General features: G+C 46.7%; 14 protein-coding genes and 1 pseudogene. 11 read left to right on the plus strand and 4 right to left on the minus strand.

Features of this window, described 5'->3' with window-relative positions:
• Positions 1-29: 29 nt before the first annotated feature.
• Entirely contained in the window at positions 30-182 is a 153-nt protein-coding gene (locus NFS43_RS10975) for a hypothetical protein (protein WP_251551712.1), read from the minus strand.
• A 136-nt stretch (positions 183-318) separates the two neighbouring features.
• On the opposite strand from NFS43_RS10975, the gene NFS43_RS10980 reads away from it, so the two are divergent.
• From NFS43_RS10980 to NFS43_RS10990, 3 genes are read left to right on the plus strand one after another with little or no spacing between them, the layout of a single operon-like run.
• Entirely contained in the window at positions 319-1011 is a 693-nt protein-coding gene (locus NFS43_RS10980) for a DNA alkylation repair protein (RefSeq protein WP_251551713.1), read from the plus strand.
• A gap of 48 nt (positions 1012-1059) precedes the next feature.
• Positions 1060-1914, plus strand: coding sequence for a Cof-type HAD-IIB family hydrolase (locus NFS43_RS10985; RefSeq protein ID WP_251551714.1), 855 nt, complete (start codon positions 1060-1062; stop codon positions 1912-1914).
• A gap of 14 nt (positions 1915-1928) precedes the next feature.
• On the plus strand, positions 1929-2999 hold the full coding sequence (locus tag NFS43_RS10990; protein ID WP_251551715.1) for a PQQ-dependent sugar dehydrogenase: 1071 nt from the start codon (positions 1929-1931) through the stop codon (positions 2997-2999).
• 218 nt (positions 3000-3217) lie between these two features.
• Here the strand turns inward: NFS43_RS10990 and bshB2 are convergent, their stop codons facing one another.
• The 3 genes from bshB2 to pdxK all read right to left on the minus strand — a co-directional run bounded on the left by bshB2 (position 3218) and on the right by pdxK (position 5269).
• Positions 3218-3886: a bacillithiol biosynthesis deacetylase BshB2 gene (gene bshB2 / locus NFS43_RS10995; RefSeq protein WP_420910323.1), complete on the minus strand. Its 669-nt coding sequence runs from the start codon at positions 3884-3886 to the stop codon at positions 3218-3220.
• Positions 3887-3967: 81 nt separating this feature from the next.
• Positions 3968-4339, minus strand: coding sequence for a YojF family protein (locus NFS43_RS11000; RefSeq protein WP_420910324.1), 372 nt, complete (start codon positions 4337-4339; stop codon positions 3968-3970).
• A 117-nt stretch (positions 4340-4456) separates the two neighbouring features.
• The gene (gene pdxK / locus NFS43_RS11005; protein ID WP_251551717.1) at positions 4457-5269 is read right to left on the minus strand and encodes a pyridoxine/pyridoxal/pyridoxamine kinase; all 813 of its coding nucleotides are present in this window, start codon (positions 5267-5269) and stop codon (positions 4457-4459) included.
• A gap of 551 nt (positions 5270-5820) precedes the next feature.
• Between pdxK and fdhD the strand changes: the two genes are divergently transcribed.
• The 8 genes and pseudogenes from fdhD to NFS43_RS11040 all read left to right on the plus strand — a co-directional run bounded on the left by fdhD (position 5821) and on the right by NFS43_RS11040 (position 14011).
• Entirely contained in the window at positions 5821-6597 is a 777-nt protein-coding gene (gene fdhD, locus NFS43_RS11010; protein WP_251551718.1) for a formate dehydrogenase accessory sulfurtransferase FdhD, read from the plus strand.
• 80 nt (positions 6598-6677) lie between these two features.
• Positions 6678-7250, plus strand: coding sequence for a twin-arginine translocation signal domain-containing protein (locus tag NFS43_RS24650; RefSeq protein ID WP_478354351.1), 573 nt, complete (start codon positions 6678-6680; stop codon positions 7248-7250).
• A gap of 12 nt (positions 7251-7262) precedes the next feature.
• Positions 7263-9659, plus strand: a pseudogene (gene fdnG, locus NFS43_RS11015) (formate dehydrogenase-N subunit alpha); the annotation flags it as partial.
• Positions 9660-9661: 2 nt separating this feature from the next.
• Positions 9662-10486, plus strand: coding sequence for a 4Fe-4S dicluster domain-containing protein (locus NFS43_RS11020; protein WP_251551720.1), 825 nt, complete (start codon positions 9662-9664; stop codon positions 10484-10486).
• On the plus strand, positions 10479-11183 hold the full coding sequence (locus NFS43_RS11025; RefSeq protein WP_251551721.1) for a formate dehydrogenase subunit gamma: 705 nt from the start codon (positions 10479-10481) through the stop codon (positions 11181-11183). Before NFS43_RS11020 ends, NFS43_RS11025 begins: the two co-directional genes overlap by 8 nt.
• Before the next feature lie 157 nt (positions 11184-11340).
• Positions 11341-12150: a formate dehydrogenase accessory protein FdhE gene (locus tag NFS43_RS11030; RefSeq protein ID WP_251551722.1), complete on the plus strand. Its 810-nt coding sequence runs from the start codon at positions 11341-11343 to the stop codon at positions 12148-12150.
• A gap of 13 nt (positions 12151-12163) precedes the next feature.
• Positions 12164-12763 (plus strand): molybdenum cofactor guanylyltransferase, encoded by a 600-nt coding sequence (gene mobA, locus NFS43_RS11035; RefSeq protein WP_251551723.1) that lies wholly within the window; start codon positions 12164-12166, stop codon positions 12761-12763.
• A 15-nt stretch (positions 12764-12778) separates the two neighbouring features.
• Positions 12779-14011: a molybdopterin molybdotransferase MoeA gene (locus NFS43_RS11040; RefSeq protein WP_251551724.1), complete on the plus strand. Its 1233-nt coding sequence runs from the start codon at positions 12779-12781 to the stop codon at positions 14009-14011.
• Positions 14012-14014 lie beyond the last annotated feature (3 nt).

Raw genomic sequence — 14014 nt, forward strand, 5'->3', positions numbered from 1 at the left:
CTGTGCCGGGGGACAGTCCCCGGCACGTTTTAATGTGGGTTGGTTTTGCTTTGCTGGCTTTTGTTGCGTTTGTTGCCTTTGCTGTTGTCGCCGCTGGTGAATTCGGTGGCGAATTCAGCTTCGGCATGTCCGGCTTTTGGCGAGTTTTGGTTCATGCTGCTTTTATTAAATTTTTTTGTCATGATGCTGCCCCTTTCGTTTGGATTCATAGATAGTTTGGCAACGGCTGTCGGGTTTATTCATAGGGACAGTTGTAACGATGAAAAAGTTGGAAAATTAATGGAATTCCAGATAAACTAAAACATAGGAACCGAAACGATGAAAGGAAGGACCAATGTGCCGGCCATAACCGACCTTCTCAGACGATTATTTGAAGAAAACCGCGATCCTGTCAATTCGGAGCCGATGGCAAACTATATGAAAAACCATTTCCCCTTTCTAGGAATCAAGAAACCATTACGGTCCCAGCTCGAAAAGCAATTTTTTCAGGAAACAGGAATCCTTAAACAGCCGTTTAGCCCGGAGTTGGTTAGGGAGCTTTGGGACAAGCCGGAACGGGAGTACCAATACACCGCCTTGGTCTACCTGGAAAAAATGATGAACCAGCTGGAAAAATCTGATTTGCCGTTTATGCAACAGCTCATTACCGCGAAATCTTGGTGGGACACGGTGGACGCTATTGCTCCTAAACCGGCCGGGACGATTGCGAAAAAGGCGCCAGAAGTGATTCCTGAAACGATAGACCGGTGGTCGGTGCATGAGAATTTATGGCTGCGCCGGGCCGCGATTCTTTTTCAATTAAAATATAAGCAGAACACCAATGAACAGGTCCTATATCGATACATCGAGCAGAATGCGGCATCCAAGGAGTTTTTTATCCAAAAGGCCATTGGCTGGGCGTTGAGGGAATATTCGAAAACCAATCCCGATTCAGTCCAGCGATTTATCGAAAGTGCCGCGCTCGCGCCTCTCAGCGTGCGGGAAGGAAGCAAGTATCTAAACAAGCGATAATGGGAGTTTCATGATAGAATGGCAAAAAAGGCAGAGGGGTGTGGCAGCATGATTAAATGTATTGCAACAGATATGGACGGAACATTATTGAATACCATGCAAAAAATCACGGAGGAAAACCGGCAGGCCATTTTACAGGCGCAGTCGCAAGGGATTGAGGTTGTGGTGGCGACAGGCAGGTCTTATCAAGAGGCTATGTTTGTCTTACATGAAGCCGGTTTAACGACTCCGGTGATTTGTGTAAACGGAGCAGAAGTCCGTTCACATACAGGTGAGGTCATTTCTGCGATCCCGATCCCAAGGGAGTTAGTGAGAGAGGCCGCCAAACGGCTGAACGAACACGATGTATATTTTGAAGTTTACACCGATAAAGGCGCTTTTACGGTCGATGGCGGCCGGGCTGTATCCGTTCTTGTGGATATTGTCTTAAGTGTCAATCCGGATGTGAACCGTGAAGAAGTGGCATATGCTGCCGGAGCAAGGCTGCGGGATGGGCTGATCCATCCAATCGATGACTACGAGACTATTTTTTCGGATGAAACCTATCGGATCTATAAACTGCTTGCTTTCTCTTTTGAATTGGACAAGCTGGAGGCTGCGGGCAAGTCGCTATTCGGTTTCGAGGGGTTAACCGTGACGAAATCAGGCAATGAAAATATTGAAATCATGGCGAGGGATGCCCAAAAGGGGATCGCCCTTGAGGCATTTGTCCGTTCACAAGGGATATCCCTATCCGACACGATGGCAATTGGCGATAATTTTAATGACGTTTCGATGCTGGAGAGGGCTGGCATTTCGGTGGCGATGGGAAATGCCAGTGACGCAATTAAATCCATGTGTGATCGGGTAACGGACACCAATGAACATAGCGGAGTGGCTAAAGCGATTATGCAAGTATTATAGGAGGGAAGGGATTTATGCACCGGTTCAGTTCTATTTTACTCATGTTCATGCTGCTTTTGTCTGGCTGTTCTTTTTTTGAAAAAAATCAAGAAGACCAGGGGGATGAAGCAATTGTTCTTCAGCCTGATGTGGAGGTTGTCGCAGAACGCTTATCTGTGCCATGGTCGATTAATAAGAGGAATGGAACGTTTTACATCAGTGAACGGACAGGAAGCATTGTGAAGCTTGAAGATGGGAAAATGGAACGCCAGCCGGTACACCTGGAACATAAGCTTGCTCAGGCAGCGGAAGCCGGATTATTAGGGTTCGTATTGGACCCGGATTTTGCTGAAAATCAGAAGGCTTATGCTTACTATACCTACGCCGGCGAGGATGGCGGGCAATTTAACCGGGTTGTGGCGTTATCTGCGAATGGTGCCGGCTGGTCGGAGAATCAGGTCTTGCTTGATAAAATTCCGAGTGCCGCCTATCATCATGGAGGCAGGATTGAACTTGGGCCTGATGGAAAGCTTTATATCACATCAGGTGACGGGACCCATCCAGAGACCGCCCAGGATGTGAATTCGTTAAACGGAAAAATTTTGCGAATGAATGTGGATGGCACGATTCCGGACGATAATCCGTTTCCTGACTCCTATGTTTACAGCTATGGCCATCGCAATCCGCAGGGACTGGCGTGGATGGACGGGGGGTTATATGCAAGTGAGCATGGCCAATCCGCCCATGATGAAATCAACCAAATCAAACCAGGAGCCAACTATGGGTGGCCGGTGATTCAAGGGAATGAAAAGCAGGCAGGAATGGAAACGCCTTTGTTTCAATCCAGTGATGAAACTTGGGCCCCATCAGGGATGGAAGCCTATAATGGCAAACTGTATGCAGCGGCATTAAGAGGAAACGCTATCCGCGAGTATGACGTGAAGAATAACCAAACTAAGGCGGTAATCACAGGTTTTGGCCGAATTCGCGATGTGCTTGTGGATGGCGAGTATTTATATTTTGTCAGCAATAATCTGGACGGCCGGGGGACGCCGGATGAGTCGGATGATAAGCTGTATCGGGTGCTGTTGGGCAGTTTGAATTGACAGTAGAGCGGCACCATCTGACAGTTGGAAAAGATTATCCGGCAGTTGAGGGGTTGCAGACGACAGTTGAAGAGCTATTAACGACAGTGGCGGGCACTTGCGGCAGTAGGCTGTGTTTATCTTACAGTTGAGGAAGCGTAACCGCCAGTAATGCCACCCTGCGTCTTATCCACTCAAGACAATCTAAAAAGAAAAGCCCATCCATTTTGGAGGGCTTTTTACCATTTATAAGTCCAGAACCGTTCAAAATTGACCCGCGCTAACACCTGTGGGTCTTGATTCTTTAAACTTTCTTCCATTGTTTGAATCATCGCTTCCGTCTGAGAACGGTGCGCCTTAATCGCGGCTAGCTTTTGGCTGGAAACCGCACTGATATCGTTGATGACATCCGCTTCCCCAAGCGCCTCGACACAGTCATTGGAGAAAGCAACACAATGCAGGGCCGGACGTGCGGCAGGCGGAAGCTTCTCGACGGCCCGGATGACAGCCGCACCGGCTGCATCATGGTCAGGATGAACCGCATAGCCTGGATAGAAAGTAATAATCAGCGAAGGGTTCACCTCTTCAATAATCTCATAAATCCGATTGGCCAGTTTTTCATCGTCTTCAAACTCCACTGTTTTATCACGGTAGCCGAGCATGCGAAGATCTTGAATGCCTAACACTCTGGCAGCTTCTTTTAATTCTTCCCTTCTGATGTTCGGCAGGTTCTCCCGGGTCGTAAAAGGGGGGTTCCCCAAGTTGCGTCCCATTTCACCAAGAGTCAAGCATGCATAGGTAACGGGTGTGCCATTTTTGACATGAGTGGCTATCGTGCCGGATACCCCGAACGCTTCGTCATCCGGGTGCGGGAACACAACCAAAACATGGCGTTCTTTATTAATCATCCTCACTGCTCCTTCCAGAATAATTCTATTTTAAAAAAATGCCCAGCATCGGCAGCAGCCTGCTCGCCGGCGGACAACATTTTATTCGAACGGTGTCTTGCTAATTTCCAAAGCAACGGCCAATTTGCCGTCAAAACCATGGCCTGCCATCAGCAGCCTTCCCTGACTGTCCACTTCAAAATGTGTAATTCCTTCTGCATAGACCCAGCCAAGATTAATTTTCAAGCCGACCCGGTAAGGGCCAAAGCCTGTAATTTTCCCGATTTCATAACGGACCAAGGCATTGCGGATATAGGCTCCTGCCGAAAAGAAAGACTGATCGTTATGTGAGGCGTAGGCCCCGTTCGTGGTTTCAAGGTGAATATAGACATCTTGATTGGCAAACTGATTAATTACTTCCTGGACCTGCTTTACGTCAACTAACTCCACGCCCAGCTCCTCCTTCCCTTCCATACACTGGAAACTTAAAAATAAATTAATAATGCTATCATACTAAAATCAATAGAAAAATGCGAAATCCATGCTTTCAAAAAAAGATGCCCTCAAAACTTGAGGAGCATCTTCACCATTTTATTTATTTAATTTATGACGGTAAGCACCGTGCCAGGTTGGGCCCACGTATTCGTTTAATGGGAAGCCTTGCTCGATTGCTGCCGATACAAATGCCTTGGATACTTGCATGGCTTCATAGACGTTTTTGCCTTTCGCCAGCTCTGCGGCAATCGCTGCCGAGTTGGTGCAGCCAGCTCCATGGGTAAAGGCAGTGTTCACTTTTTCTGTTTCGTAAATTTTGAATTCTTTTCCATCATAGAGAAGGTCAAGCGATTTTTCTTCGGTCTGCAGCTTGCTGCCGCCTTTAATAACAACCGTTTTGGCACCCAAATCAAAAATTTTGGCTGCGGCTTGCTTCATATCATCCAAAGTTTTTGGCGTTTTCATGCCGGCAAGCTGTCCTGCTTCGAACAGATTGGGAGTCACCACTAGGGCACGCGGCACTAACAGTTCACGCATCGCATCAGCAGTTTCAGGGTTTAATACTTCGTCTTCTCCTTTGCAGACCATAACCGGGTCAATGACGACACGCTCTAATTTGTGTTCATCAATTTTTCTTGCAGTTAATTCGATAATATCAACGGTTCCCAGCATCCCGGTTTTCATCGAGTCGATGCCGACAGAAAGAATCGTTTCCAGCTGTTTCTCGACAAGAGCCGTTTCAATGGGAGCCACATGATGGTGCCAACCATTAGGGTCCATCGTTACAATGCAGGTGATCGCCGTCATCCCGTAAACACCAAGCTCTTGGAATGTTTTTAAATCAGCTTCCAGTCCGGCGCCGCCGCTTGAATCAGAACCAGCAATCGTCAGGGCTTTATTAATCGTCATATGTAATAACCTCCTAAAGGCTAATTAATGAATACCACTCACTTATTATAAAACATTGGGTAAATTATATCAGATTTACAGCATCATTTTGAATAAAAACAAAAAAACAGTTGAAAAATTTAGGGAAAGATATATGAAACTGGAAGATGATTTCGTTGGGGGACCGCTGAGGGACAGTCCCCTGCTGCAGTAAAGCATTACCGTGGCGGGGGACTGTCCCTTTAGTTGCCTTTAGGTTGTTTTTTATACCTTCAGTCCAATGGCGCTGGATTTCGACAAAAGAGAGTGAGAAATATTACATACAAAGAGGGCTCTGTAAATTTACTATAGAGATGATTCAAATCATGAAATGACGACACTCCGCTGTTTGGTATCGCTTACATTATTTGGGGTGTTCACAAAAGTGTCGCTAAATTGATGCTAAATCGCTATTAAATTGTCAATTTCTTGGGAGTTATTATAGCAAATAAGTTTTAGAATGTAAGTATAAGGGATATTTCAAAAAAACAAGCAAGCTATTTTTAAAAAATGGCAGAAGAGGAGGGGGAACCATGAATCACAAGGGCTGCCCTGATGAATTTCCAATTTCATTAGTCATCAACGGTTATGAGATTGCTGTGTTCCAGCTGACCAAATTCGATTTGGAAGATTGGGCCTTTGGCTATTTATTTTCTGAAGGATTTATTCAAAGTGCGGAGGATGTTGTGTCCGTTGCCATTAGCGAAGAAATGGGAAGCATTCATGTGACACTCCGTTCTAATTTTGACGAAGAACAATTTTTTTCAAAGAAAAAACATTATACAGCAGGCTGCGGCAGAGGTGTAACGTTCTTTTCAATGACCGATGTCAAGCAGTTTGACAGAATTGTTTCCGATAAAACCTATAAGCTTAGCTATCTACTAAAAAAACGCAGCGAATTTGCCCAGAACTCCCGGTTTTATTTAGAAACGGGCGGCATGCATGGGGCCTGCATCGTAGAAGAGGATGGAACCATCACGATTCGCGAAGACATCGGCCGGCACAACGCCGTCGATAAAATCATTGGCTTTTGCTTAAGAAATCACCTGGAGCCTGAAAATTTGATTCTTCTTACAACCGGAAGGGTTTCCTATGAAATGATTTCCAAAGCGGCCAAATTCGGCTTTCCAGTCATCGGCTCACGGACAGCTGCCACAAAGCAGGCGGTCCAGCTGGGCAAGTACTTAAACATAGAGGTTATTGGTTATTTAAGAGGGAAAATGGCGATGATTTATACCTCAGCTGGAAGAGTGCAAAATGACGTTAGCATAGAGCCTGTTTATGAACTGAGCATTGAAGGGGGGAATTAACAACCGCAAACCAAAACCTGCTAGATTAGAGAGAAAATCAAATTGGGATGTCTATTCAATAATAGGGAAGGAGAATAGTGATGGTTGAATTAAACTTAAACCGCCGGCAATTTTTAAAGCTCTCTGGCGCAACTGCTGTGACATTGGCTGTAGCGGAACTGGGCTTCAATGAGAAAAAAGCCTATGCCCAATCAAAAGAACTTAAAATTGCCAAAGCTGATGTAACACCAACCATTTGCTGCTTCTGCGGTGTCGGATGCGGAATTCTGGTCCATACCAAAGACAATACTGTGGTTTATACGGAAGGGGATCCGGATAACCCGATTAACGAAGGAAAGCTCTGCAGCAAAGGAACGACAATCAGACAATTATATACTTCAGAAAAAAGGTTGACCAAACCGCTTTATCGTGCGCCAGGCAGTGATAAGTGGGAGGAAAAAGATTGGGATTGGATGCTTGACACCATTGCCAAACGAACAAAAGAAACACGTGACAAATCATTTATCGAAACAGAAAACGGCATAACGGTAAACAAAACCGAAAAGATTGCCAGCCTAGGCGGAGCCGCTCTTGATAATGAGGAGTGCTATCTGCTTGCAAAAATGATGAGAGGGCTTGGTGTCACCTATTTAGAGCACCAGGCACGAATATGACACAGTTCGACGGTTGCCGGTCTGGCACCTTCATTTGGTCGTGGCGCAATGACAAACCATTGGAACGACCTGCAGTATACGGATTGTGCGTTAATCATCGGCGGGAATCCTGCTGAAAACCATCCGATCAGCTTTAGATGGCTGACAAAAGCAAGAGAAAATGGCGGAAAAATTGTCAGCGTTGACCCTCGTTTCACAAGGACGTCATCAATGGCAGACCATTATGCTCCGCTTCGCTCAGGAACGGATATTCCGTTTATCGGCGGGATGATAAATTATGCGCTTGAGAATAATCTTATTCATAAAGAATATGTTGCTAAATATACAAACGCCAGCTTTATTGTAAAAGAGAGTTATAAATTCGAAGACGGCTTATTTTCCGGATATGACGAAGCGAAACGTGCCTATGACAAAACCCTATGGGCATGGGAAACAACGGAGGATGGCAAGCCTGTAAAGGATGAAACATTAGAACATCCGCGTTCTGTCTTCCAATTAATGAAAAAGCATTACTCACGGTATGATGTCGATACAGTGACATCTGTAACAGGAACAGCAAAAGAGGACTATTTAAAGGTCTGTGAAATGTTCTGTTCCACAGGGAAGGCTGGCAAATCAGGGACGATCATGTATGCCATGGGCGCTACCCAGCACACGGTTGGAACGCAAAACGTCCGCGCTTATGCCATGCTTCAGCTTCTGTTAGGAAACATCGGATTGCCTGGCGGCGGAATCAATGCCATGCGCGGCGAGTCCAATGTTCAAGGCTCAACCGACTTTGCCCTGTTATATGATACTCTTCCAGGGTACCTGAATATGCCAAAAGCTACTGTTCCTGAGAATGCGACCCTTGCAGGGCATTTGGCAAAAGAAACGCCAAAATCAGGTTATTGGACGAATCGTCCGAAATTTATTGTCAGCTTATTAAAAGCTTGGTATGGACCGAATGCCACAGCTGAAAATGAGTTTGGCTATCAATTCCTGCCAAAAGGCAATAAAAACTACTCGCATATTAATCTGTTCAATGCCATGTATAAAGGTGAGCTGGAAGGTGCGTTCTTATTCGGAACCAACCCAGTTGTCGGCGGCCCGAATGCCGGCAAAGAAAAAGAAGCATTAGCCAACTTAAAATGGATGGTAGCCGTGGACCTATGGGAAACAGAATCATCTGCCTTCTGGCAAAAAGGAGCCGGCAGCGATCCATCCAAAATTAAGACCGAAGTCTTCCTTCTTCCAGCCTGTTCGTCTTATGAAAAAGAGGGAAGCGTCTCAAACAGCTCACGCTGGATGCAGTACCGCTGGCAGGCGATCAAGCCGCTTGGCGAGTCAAAAGCGGACTTAGAAATCATGAATGAGCTCATGCTGAAAATCAAGGCCCTTTACAAAAATGAATCCACTCCTGCAGCCAAACAAGTGAATGCTGTTTACTGGAACTACGGTGAGAAAGAAGTAGACATTGACCTTGTTTGTAAGGAAATCAACGGCTATGACACGACAACAGGCAAATTGATCAATGGCTTCGGCAGCCTCAAGGATGACGGAACGACCTGCAGCGGAAACTGGATTTATTGCGGATTCTATCCGGAAGAGGGCAAGAACTTGGCCCAGCGCCGTGACAATAAAGATACAGGCTTAAGCATGTACTTGAACTGGTCGTATGCATGGCCGATGAACCGGCGGATTCTTTATAACCGTGCATCTGCAGATCCAAGCGGAAAACCATGGAGCAAGGAAAAACAAGTGATTTGGTACGATGAGCTGCAGCAAAAATGGACTGGATATGACGTTCCGGACTTTGTGGCAACGAAGAAACCAACCGACCCTGGTTTCAGCGATCCGTTTATTATGATTGCAGATGGGGTAGCTGGAATGTATGCACCAACCTTAAATGACGGGCCATTCCCTGAGCATTACGAGCCATACGAAAGCCCGATTCCAAATCCGTTCTCAAGCCAGGAAATTAATCCTGCCATCCAGTTGTTTGATGGAGACTTCAACAAGCGAGGCTTTAAGGCAGACTATCCGATTGTAGCTACCACGTATCGGGTCAGTGAACACTGGCAATCCGGCACAATGACACGGAACCAAGAGTGGCTGTCAGAGCTTGTTCCATACATGTTTGTGGAAATAAGTGAGGAATTGGCAAAAGAAAAAGGCATCAACAACAAAGATGAAATCATCGTCACCTCAGCACGCGGTGAAGTCAAAGCCTATGCGATGGTAACTAAACGCTTTAAGCCGCATACCGTCAATGGCAAAAAAATTCATCAAATTGGAATGCCATGGCACTTTGGATACAAGGGGATTGCAACCGGGGATACGGCCAACCGCCTGACACCGCATATCGGGGATGCCAACACGACCATTCCTGAATACAAAGCTTTCCTCTGCGATGTTAGGAGGGCGTAAAGATGACCAAATATATAAAGTATGTCGATGTAACCAAGTGTGACGGATGCCGTGCCTGTATGGTGGCCTGTAAAAATTGGAACGACCTGCCGGCAGATCCTCAGGATTTCCAAGGCAGTGTTCAATCGCATCCAAAGGTATCAGCCGATACATGGAATGTCATGCAATATATCGAGCATGAGAATGGCAAAGGCGATTTGGAATACTTATTCCGCCATTCTGCCTGCTTTCACTGCACCGATGCAGCCTGTGAAAAAGTCTGTCCGGAAAATGCCATCAGCTATTCGAAATACGGAACAGTTGTCATTGATCAAGACAAGTGCGTCGGCTGCGGATATTGCGTGCAAAACTGTCCATTTGAAGTGATCTCGTTAAAAGAGTATGTTGATAAAAACGGTGACAAATACAGAAAGTCTCAAAAGTGCACCATGTGTACCGACCGTCTCGAGGAGGGCCTGCAGCCTGCCTGTGTTACCACTTGCCATACAGGTTCTTTGGAATTCGGCGAAGAATCTGCCATGATTAAGAAGGCAGAACAGCGGGTAAAGGAAATGAAAGATCGGTTCCCGAATGCACAGGTTTACAATCCGCAGGGAGTTGGCGGTACCCATACGATTTATGTATTGGCTGAAAAGCCATCCGTTTACGGACTTCCTGAGAATCCAAAGGTTCCAACTTCCGCTGTGATTTGGAAGGATTATGCGCAGCCAATCGGAAAAATGATGATTGGGGCAACCACGATGGCGGTTGTCGGTGCATTCGTCACGAACAATATCATCAGCAAACGTAAAGCCTTGAAGGAAGATAGAGGTGAAGACCATGAGTAACCAGAATAAACCTGATGTTCAAGTCCGGCGGTTCTCTAAAGGGTTTGTATGGGCACATGCGATAAATGGTATTGCCTTCTTTGCCCTGTATATCACGGCATTGCCTATGTATACCGAGTTCTTTGACTGGCTGTATCCTGTACTCGGCGGTCCCGAAGGGGCACGGCTGCTCCATCGGATTTTCGCCGTCATCTTCTGTACACCGACATTGATTTATTTGATCTTTGACCGGAAAGGCTTTTTCCGCTGGATGAAAGAACTTGTTACCTGGAAAAAGAGGGATTTGCAATTTTTTACCGAATTTGTAAAAGAGCTGTTCGGCTTTAATTTCAAGCATGTCAGACAAACCTTCTTCAATGCCGGTGAAAAAATTAACTCGATTATTCAAATTCTCTGTGCCATCCTGATCATCTTCTCAGGCTTCACGATGTGGTTCCCGCAATTTTTCCCAAGAGCCATCGTGCAATGGGGCTACGTTCTTCATAACGTTGGTTTTGGTCTGGGGATTGCGGTTATTGTAGGTCACGTCTACTTGAGCGTTGTGCACAAAAACTCACGCCCAGGCTACTCCGGAGTCGTTACCGGCAAAGTGCCGGCGTGGTGGGCAAACGACCACTACACGGAATGGTATGAAGAAGAAGTTAAAAAAGGGAATTTTCCTGACTTAAACGACCCAAAATATAAAAAAGAAGCTTAATAGAGAAAAGCGGAAACGCTCTGGTCAGCGCCTTAGCTGGACAATTCTCAAAGCCGAAAATAGGCAAAATGGTAAATTTTCTAAGTGGATGGCTGTCTGTAGTACATGGACAGCCATTCCTCTTACATTGATAAAATGAAAAAGAGGTGCAGCAGCGATGATGAAATCGGTTGTTTCAAAAGAATACCAGGAGCTGCAAAAAAGAATCGTCCAATTGCAGGAGCAATGGAAGCAAAGCATCAATCCGGAGACCATACGGCCGAGCCTGGATAAAGCCGCGATGGCAGCAGGGATGCCAGCTGTGTCGCAGACGGCCATTGATTTTGATATTTCACTATTCTTACAGTGGATAGCGGAGTTAAATCAGACGCTGATCGCCAATAATCCAGATCTCGAACCCAAGCTGGCGGCGGTGGTCGATGTGTTGACAGAAGAAACGGTTATCCGCTGGATTGAGGAGGCCTATTCCTTCAACCAAATCTATTTTGAAAAATTTGCGGATGAGCACGGAGTGGACCAATGGATCCCGCCATTTTTAGCGGAAACCGCGCTCCGCCCTTATTTGCAGCTGACAGCTGAAAAAGTGCAGCCTGCCATCACACATGGGGTGCCGGGAGCCGGCTGTCCAGTTTGCGGCGAACCTGTCCGCTTGGCGGCGCTTGAAGAGGAGGGCAAAAAGGTGGTTCACTGCCCGCGCTGTCTCGCGCATTGGCATGCCCGCCGCCTGGAATGCTCACACTGCGGCAATACCGACCATGAAAAGATTCATTTTTTGACGATTGAAGGGGATCCCGTTTCGCAAATACAGGTTTGCGAGGAGTGCAATGGCTATATTAAAATCATTGATACACGACAATATATCGAAAAACCGTCCGCAGCCCTGATGGATTTAAACTCGATCCATCTTGATTTTGTGGCCCAAGAACACGGTTATTCCAGTATGGACGAAAAAAAGCAGAATTCTTAAGCAGGTGTTGACTATGAAGGCTGGGGCAATTATTCTATCCGGCGGAAAATCAAGCAGAATGGGGACCAACAAGGCCCTGTTGAAAATAAACGATAAACCGAATATTGAGAGAATCAGAGACGCCTTAAAGGAATACTTTAACGAGATCATTTTAGTCACAAACGAGCCTAAGCGCTATGAGTTTTTAGGATTAAAAATCACTTCCGACCAATACCCCGGCATGGGTCCGCTTGCTGGCCTCCATGCCGGATTGATGGCGTCCGAAGCCGATATAAATCTGCTCGCTGCCTGTGATATGCCGTTTGTCTCAGGAGAACTAGCTTCTGCCTTGGCCGCACGCTGCCAGGGCTATGATGCGGTCATTCCTGTCATAGACGGCAAACAGCATCCGTTATTTGCCGTCTATCATAAATCGGCAGCAAAGGCAGCGGAAGCATGTATTAAAACCGGAAATCTCCGGATGAAACACCTATTGGACCAGTTAAACGTGCTATACTTAACAGAAAAGGAATTTGGCAGTTTTAGCCAATTGGATATAGAGAAAAATTTTTTCAACATGAATCATCCAAGTGAATATGAGGATGCAAAACGGCAGGCTGAAAGCGATAGATAGGGGAGAGGGAGAACCATGCAATTTTTTAAAGTAAAAACAGTGGAAGAAACCTTTGCTTTAATTGATGAACAGGTAGCCGCAATTGAGCGGACTGAGACAAGGAAGCTGACAGAGGCGCTGCACTATATTCTCGCGGAGCCAGTCCTGGCAAAGGAAAATGTTCCCGGTTTTGACCGCTCTACTGTTGATGGTTATGCAGTCCGAGCAAAAGATACGTATGGTTCATCCGAATCGATGCCCGGCTTTTTGGCTGTTGCTGGTGAAGTGAAAATGGGCGAAGTCCCAAAGATGCGGGTGGGGCCGGGACAGGCCGTCTATATCCCAACCGGAGGGATGCTCCCAGCCGGCAGTGACAGTGTGATCATGATCGAGCATTGCGAGGATGCGGACGGATTATTAAATGTGTACAAGCAAATCGCTCCGGCAGAAAACGTCATTCGTGCGGGCGAAGATATCCGTGCGGGCGAGGTGGTTCTCGACAAAGGAACCAAACTCCGGCCGCAGGAATTAGGGGCGCTGGCATCGCTTGGGATTACCGAGGTCAAGGTGTATCGGAAGCTTAAGGCCGGCTGCCTGTCTTCAGGCGATGAAATTGTCCCCTATCAAACTCAAACATTGGCGATGGGGCAGATACGCGACATTAACTATTTAACGATTGCCGGGCTGGCCAATGAATGGGATGTCGAAGTGGTCTATGGCGGCATCGTCAAGGATGACTATGAAGAGTTTAAGAGAAAAGCCCGCGAATTATATGACCAAGTCGATTGCTTAATTCTTTCCGGCGGCAGCTCCGTCGGGGCAAAGGATTACACAACCGAGGTGATCGAGTCATTGGGGGCACCGGGCGTGTTTGTGCACGGCGTTTCGATTAAACCGGGGAAGCCGACGATTTTGGCCATGGCGGACGGCAAGCCGGTGATTGGCCTGCCGGGACATCCGGCCTCCGCGATGATCATTTTTCAACTATTTGGGTCACGGATACTAAGAAGATTAAAGGGCGAAAAAATCGAACGCAAACCGGACCGGATTTATGCCCGCATGACGAAAAACATTGCCTCCTCGATGGGGAGGGCCGACTATGTCCGCGTCCGCTTGGTGGAACAGGACGGACAATGGTGGGCCGAACCAATAATCGGCAAATCCGGCCTGATCACGACGCTGGTCAAAAGCGATGGGATTGTCGAGATCCTTTCAGAAAAAGAAGGAGTATCGCAGGGTGAATTGGTTCCTGTGATTTCATCGAGATAGGGG

The organism is Neobacillus muris, from assembly GCF_943193175.1.
Lineage (GTDB): Bacteria > Bacillota > Bacilli > Bacillales > Cytobacillaceae > Neobacillus > Neobacillus muris.

Coding starts and splice junctions, on each gene's coding strand:
- NFS43_RS11030 (WP_251551722.1), top strand. CDS start 11,341: ATGATGAAATCGGTTGTTTCAAAAGAATACCAGGAGCTGCAAAAAAGA.
- NFS43_RS10980 (WP_251551713.1), top strand. CDS start 319: ATGAAAGGAAGGACCAATGTGCCGGCCATAACCGACCTTCTCAGACGA.
- bshB2 (WP_420910323.1), bottom strand. CDS start 3,886: ATGATTAATAAAGAACGCCATGTTTTGGTTGTGTTCCCGCACCCGGAT.
- NFS43_RS11025 (WP_251551721.1), top strand. CDS start 10,479: ATGAGTAACCAGAATAAACCTGATGTTCAAGTCCGGCGGTTCTCTAAA.
- fdhD (WP_251551718.1), top strand. CDS start 5,821: ATGAATCACAAGGGCTGCCCTGATGAATTTCCAATTTCATTAGTCATC.
- NFS43_RS24650 (WP_478354351.1), top strand. CDS start 6,678: ATGGTTGAATTAAACTTAAACCGCCGGCAATTTTTAAAGCTCTCTGGC.
- mobA (WP_251551723.1), top strand. CDS start 12,164: ATGAAGGCTGGGGCAATTATTCTATCCGGCGGAAAATCAAGCAGAATG.
- NFS43_RS10985 (WP_251551714.1), top strand. CDS start 1,060: ATGATTAAATGTATTGCAACAGATATGGACGGAACATTATTGAATACC.
- NFS43_RS10990 (WP_251551715.1), top strand. CDS start 1,929: ATGCACCGGTTCAGTTCTATTTTACTCATGTTCATGCTGCTTTTGTCT.
- NFS43_RS10975 (WP_251551712.1), bottom strand. CDS start 182: ATGACAAAAAAATTTAATAAAAGCAGCATGAACCAAAACTCGCCAAAA.
- NFS43_RS11000 (WP_420910324.1), bottom strand. CDS start 4,339: ATGGAAGGGAAGGAGGAGCTGGGCGTGGAGTTAGTTGACGTAAAGCAG.
- NFS43_RS11040 (WP_251551724.1), top strand. CDS start 12,779: ATGCAATTTTTTAAAGTAAAAACAGTGGAAGAAACCTTTGCTTTAATT.
- pdxK (WP_251551717.1), bottom strand. CDS start 5,269: ATGACGATTAATAAAGCCCTGACGATTGCTGGTTCTGATTCAAGCGGC.
- NFS43_RS11020 (WP_251551720.1), top strand. CDS start 9,662: ATGACCAAATATATAAAGTATGTCGATGTAACCAAGTGTGACGGATGC.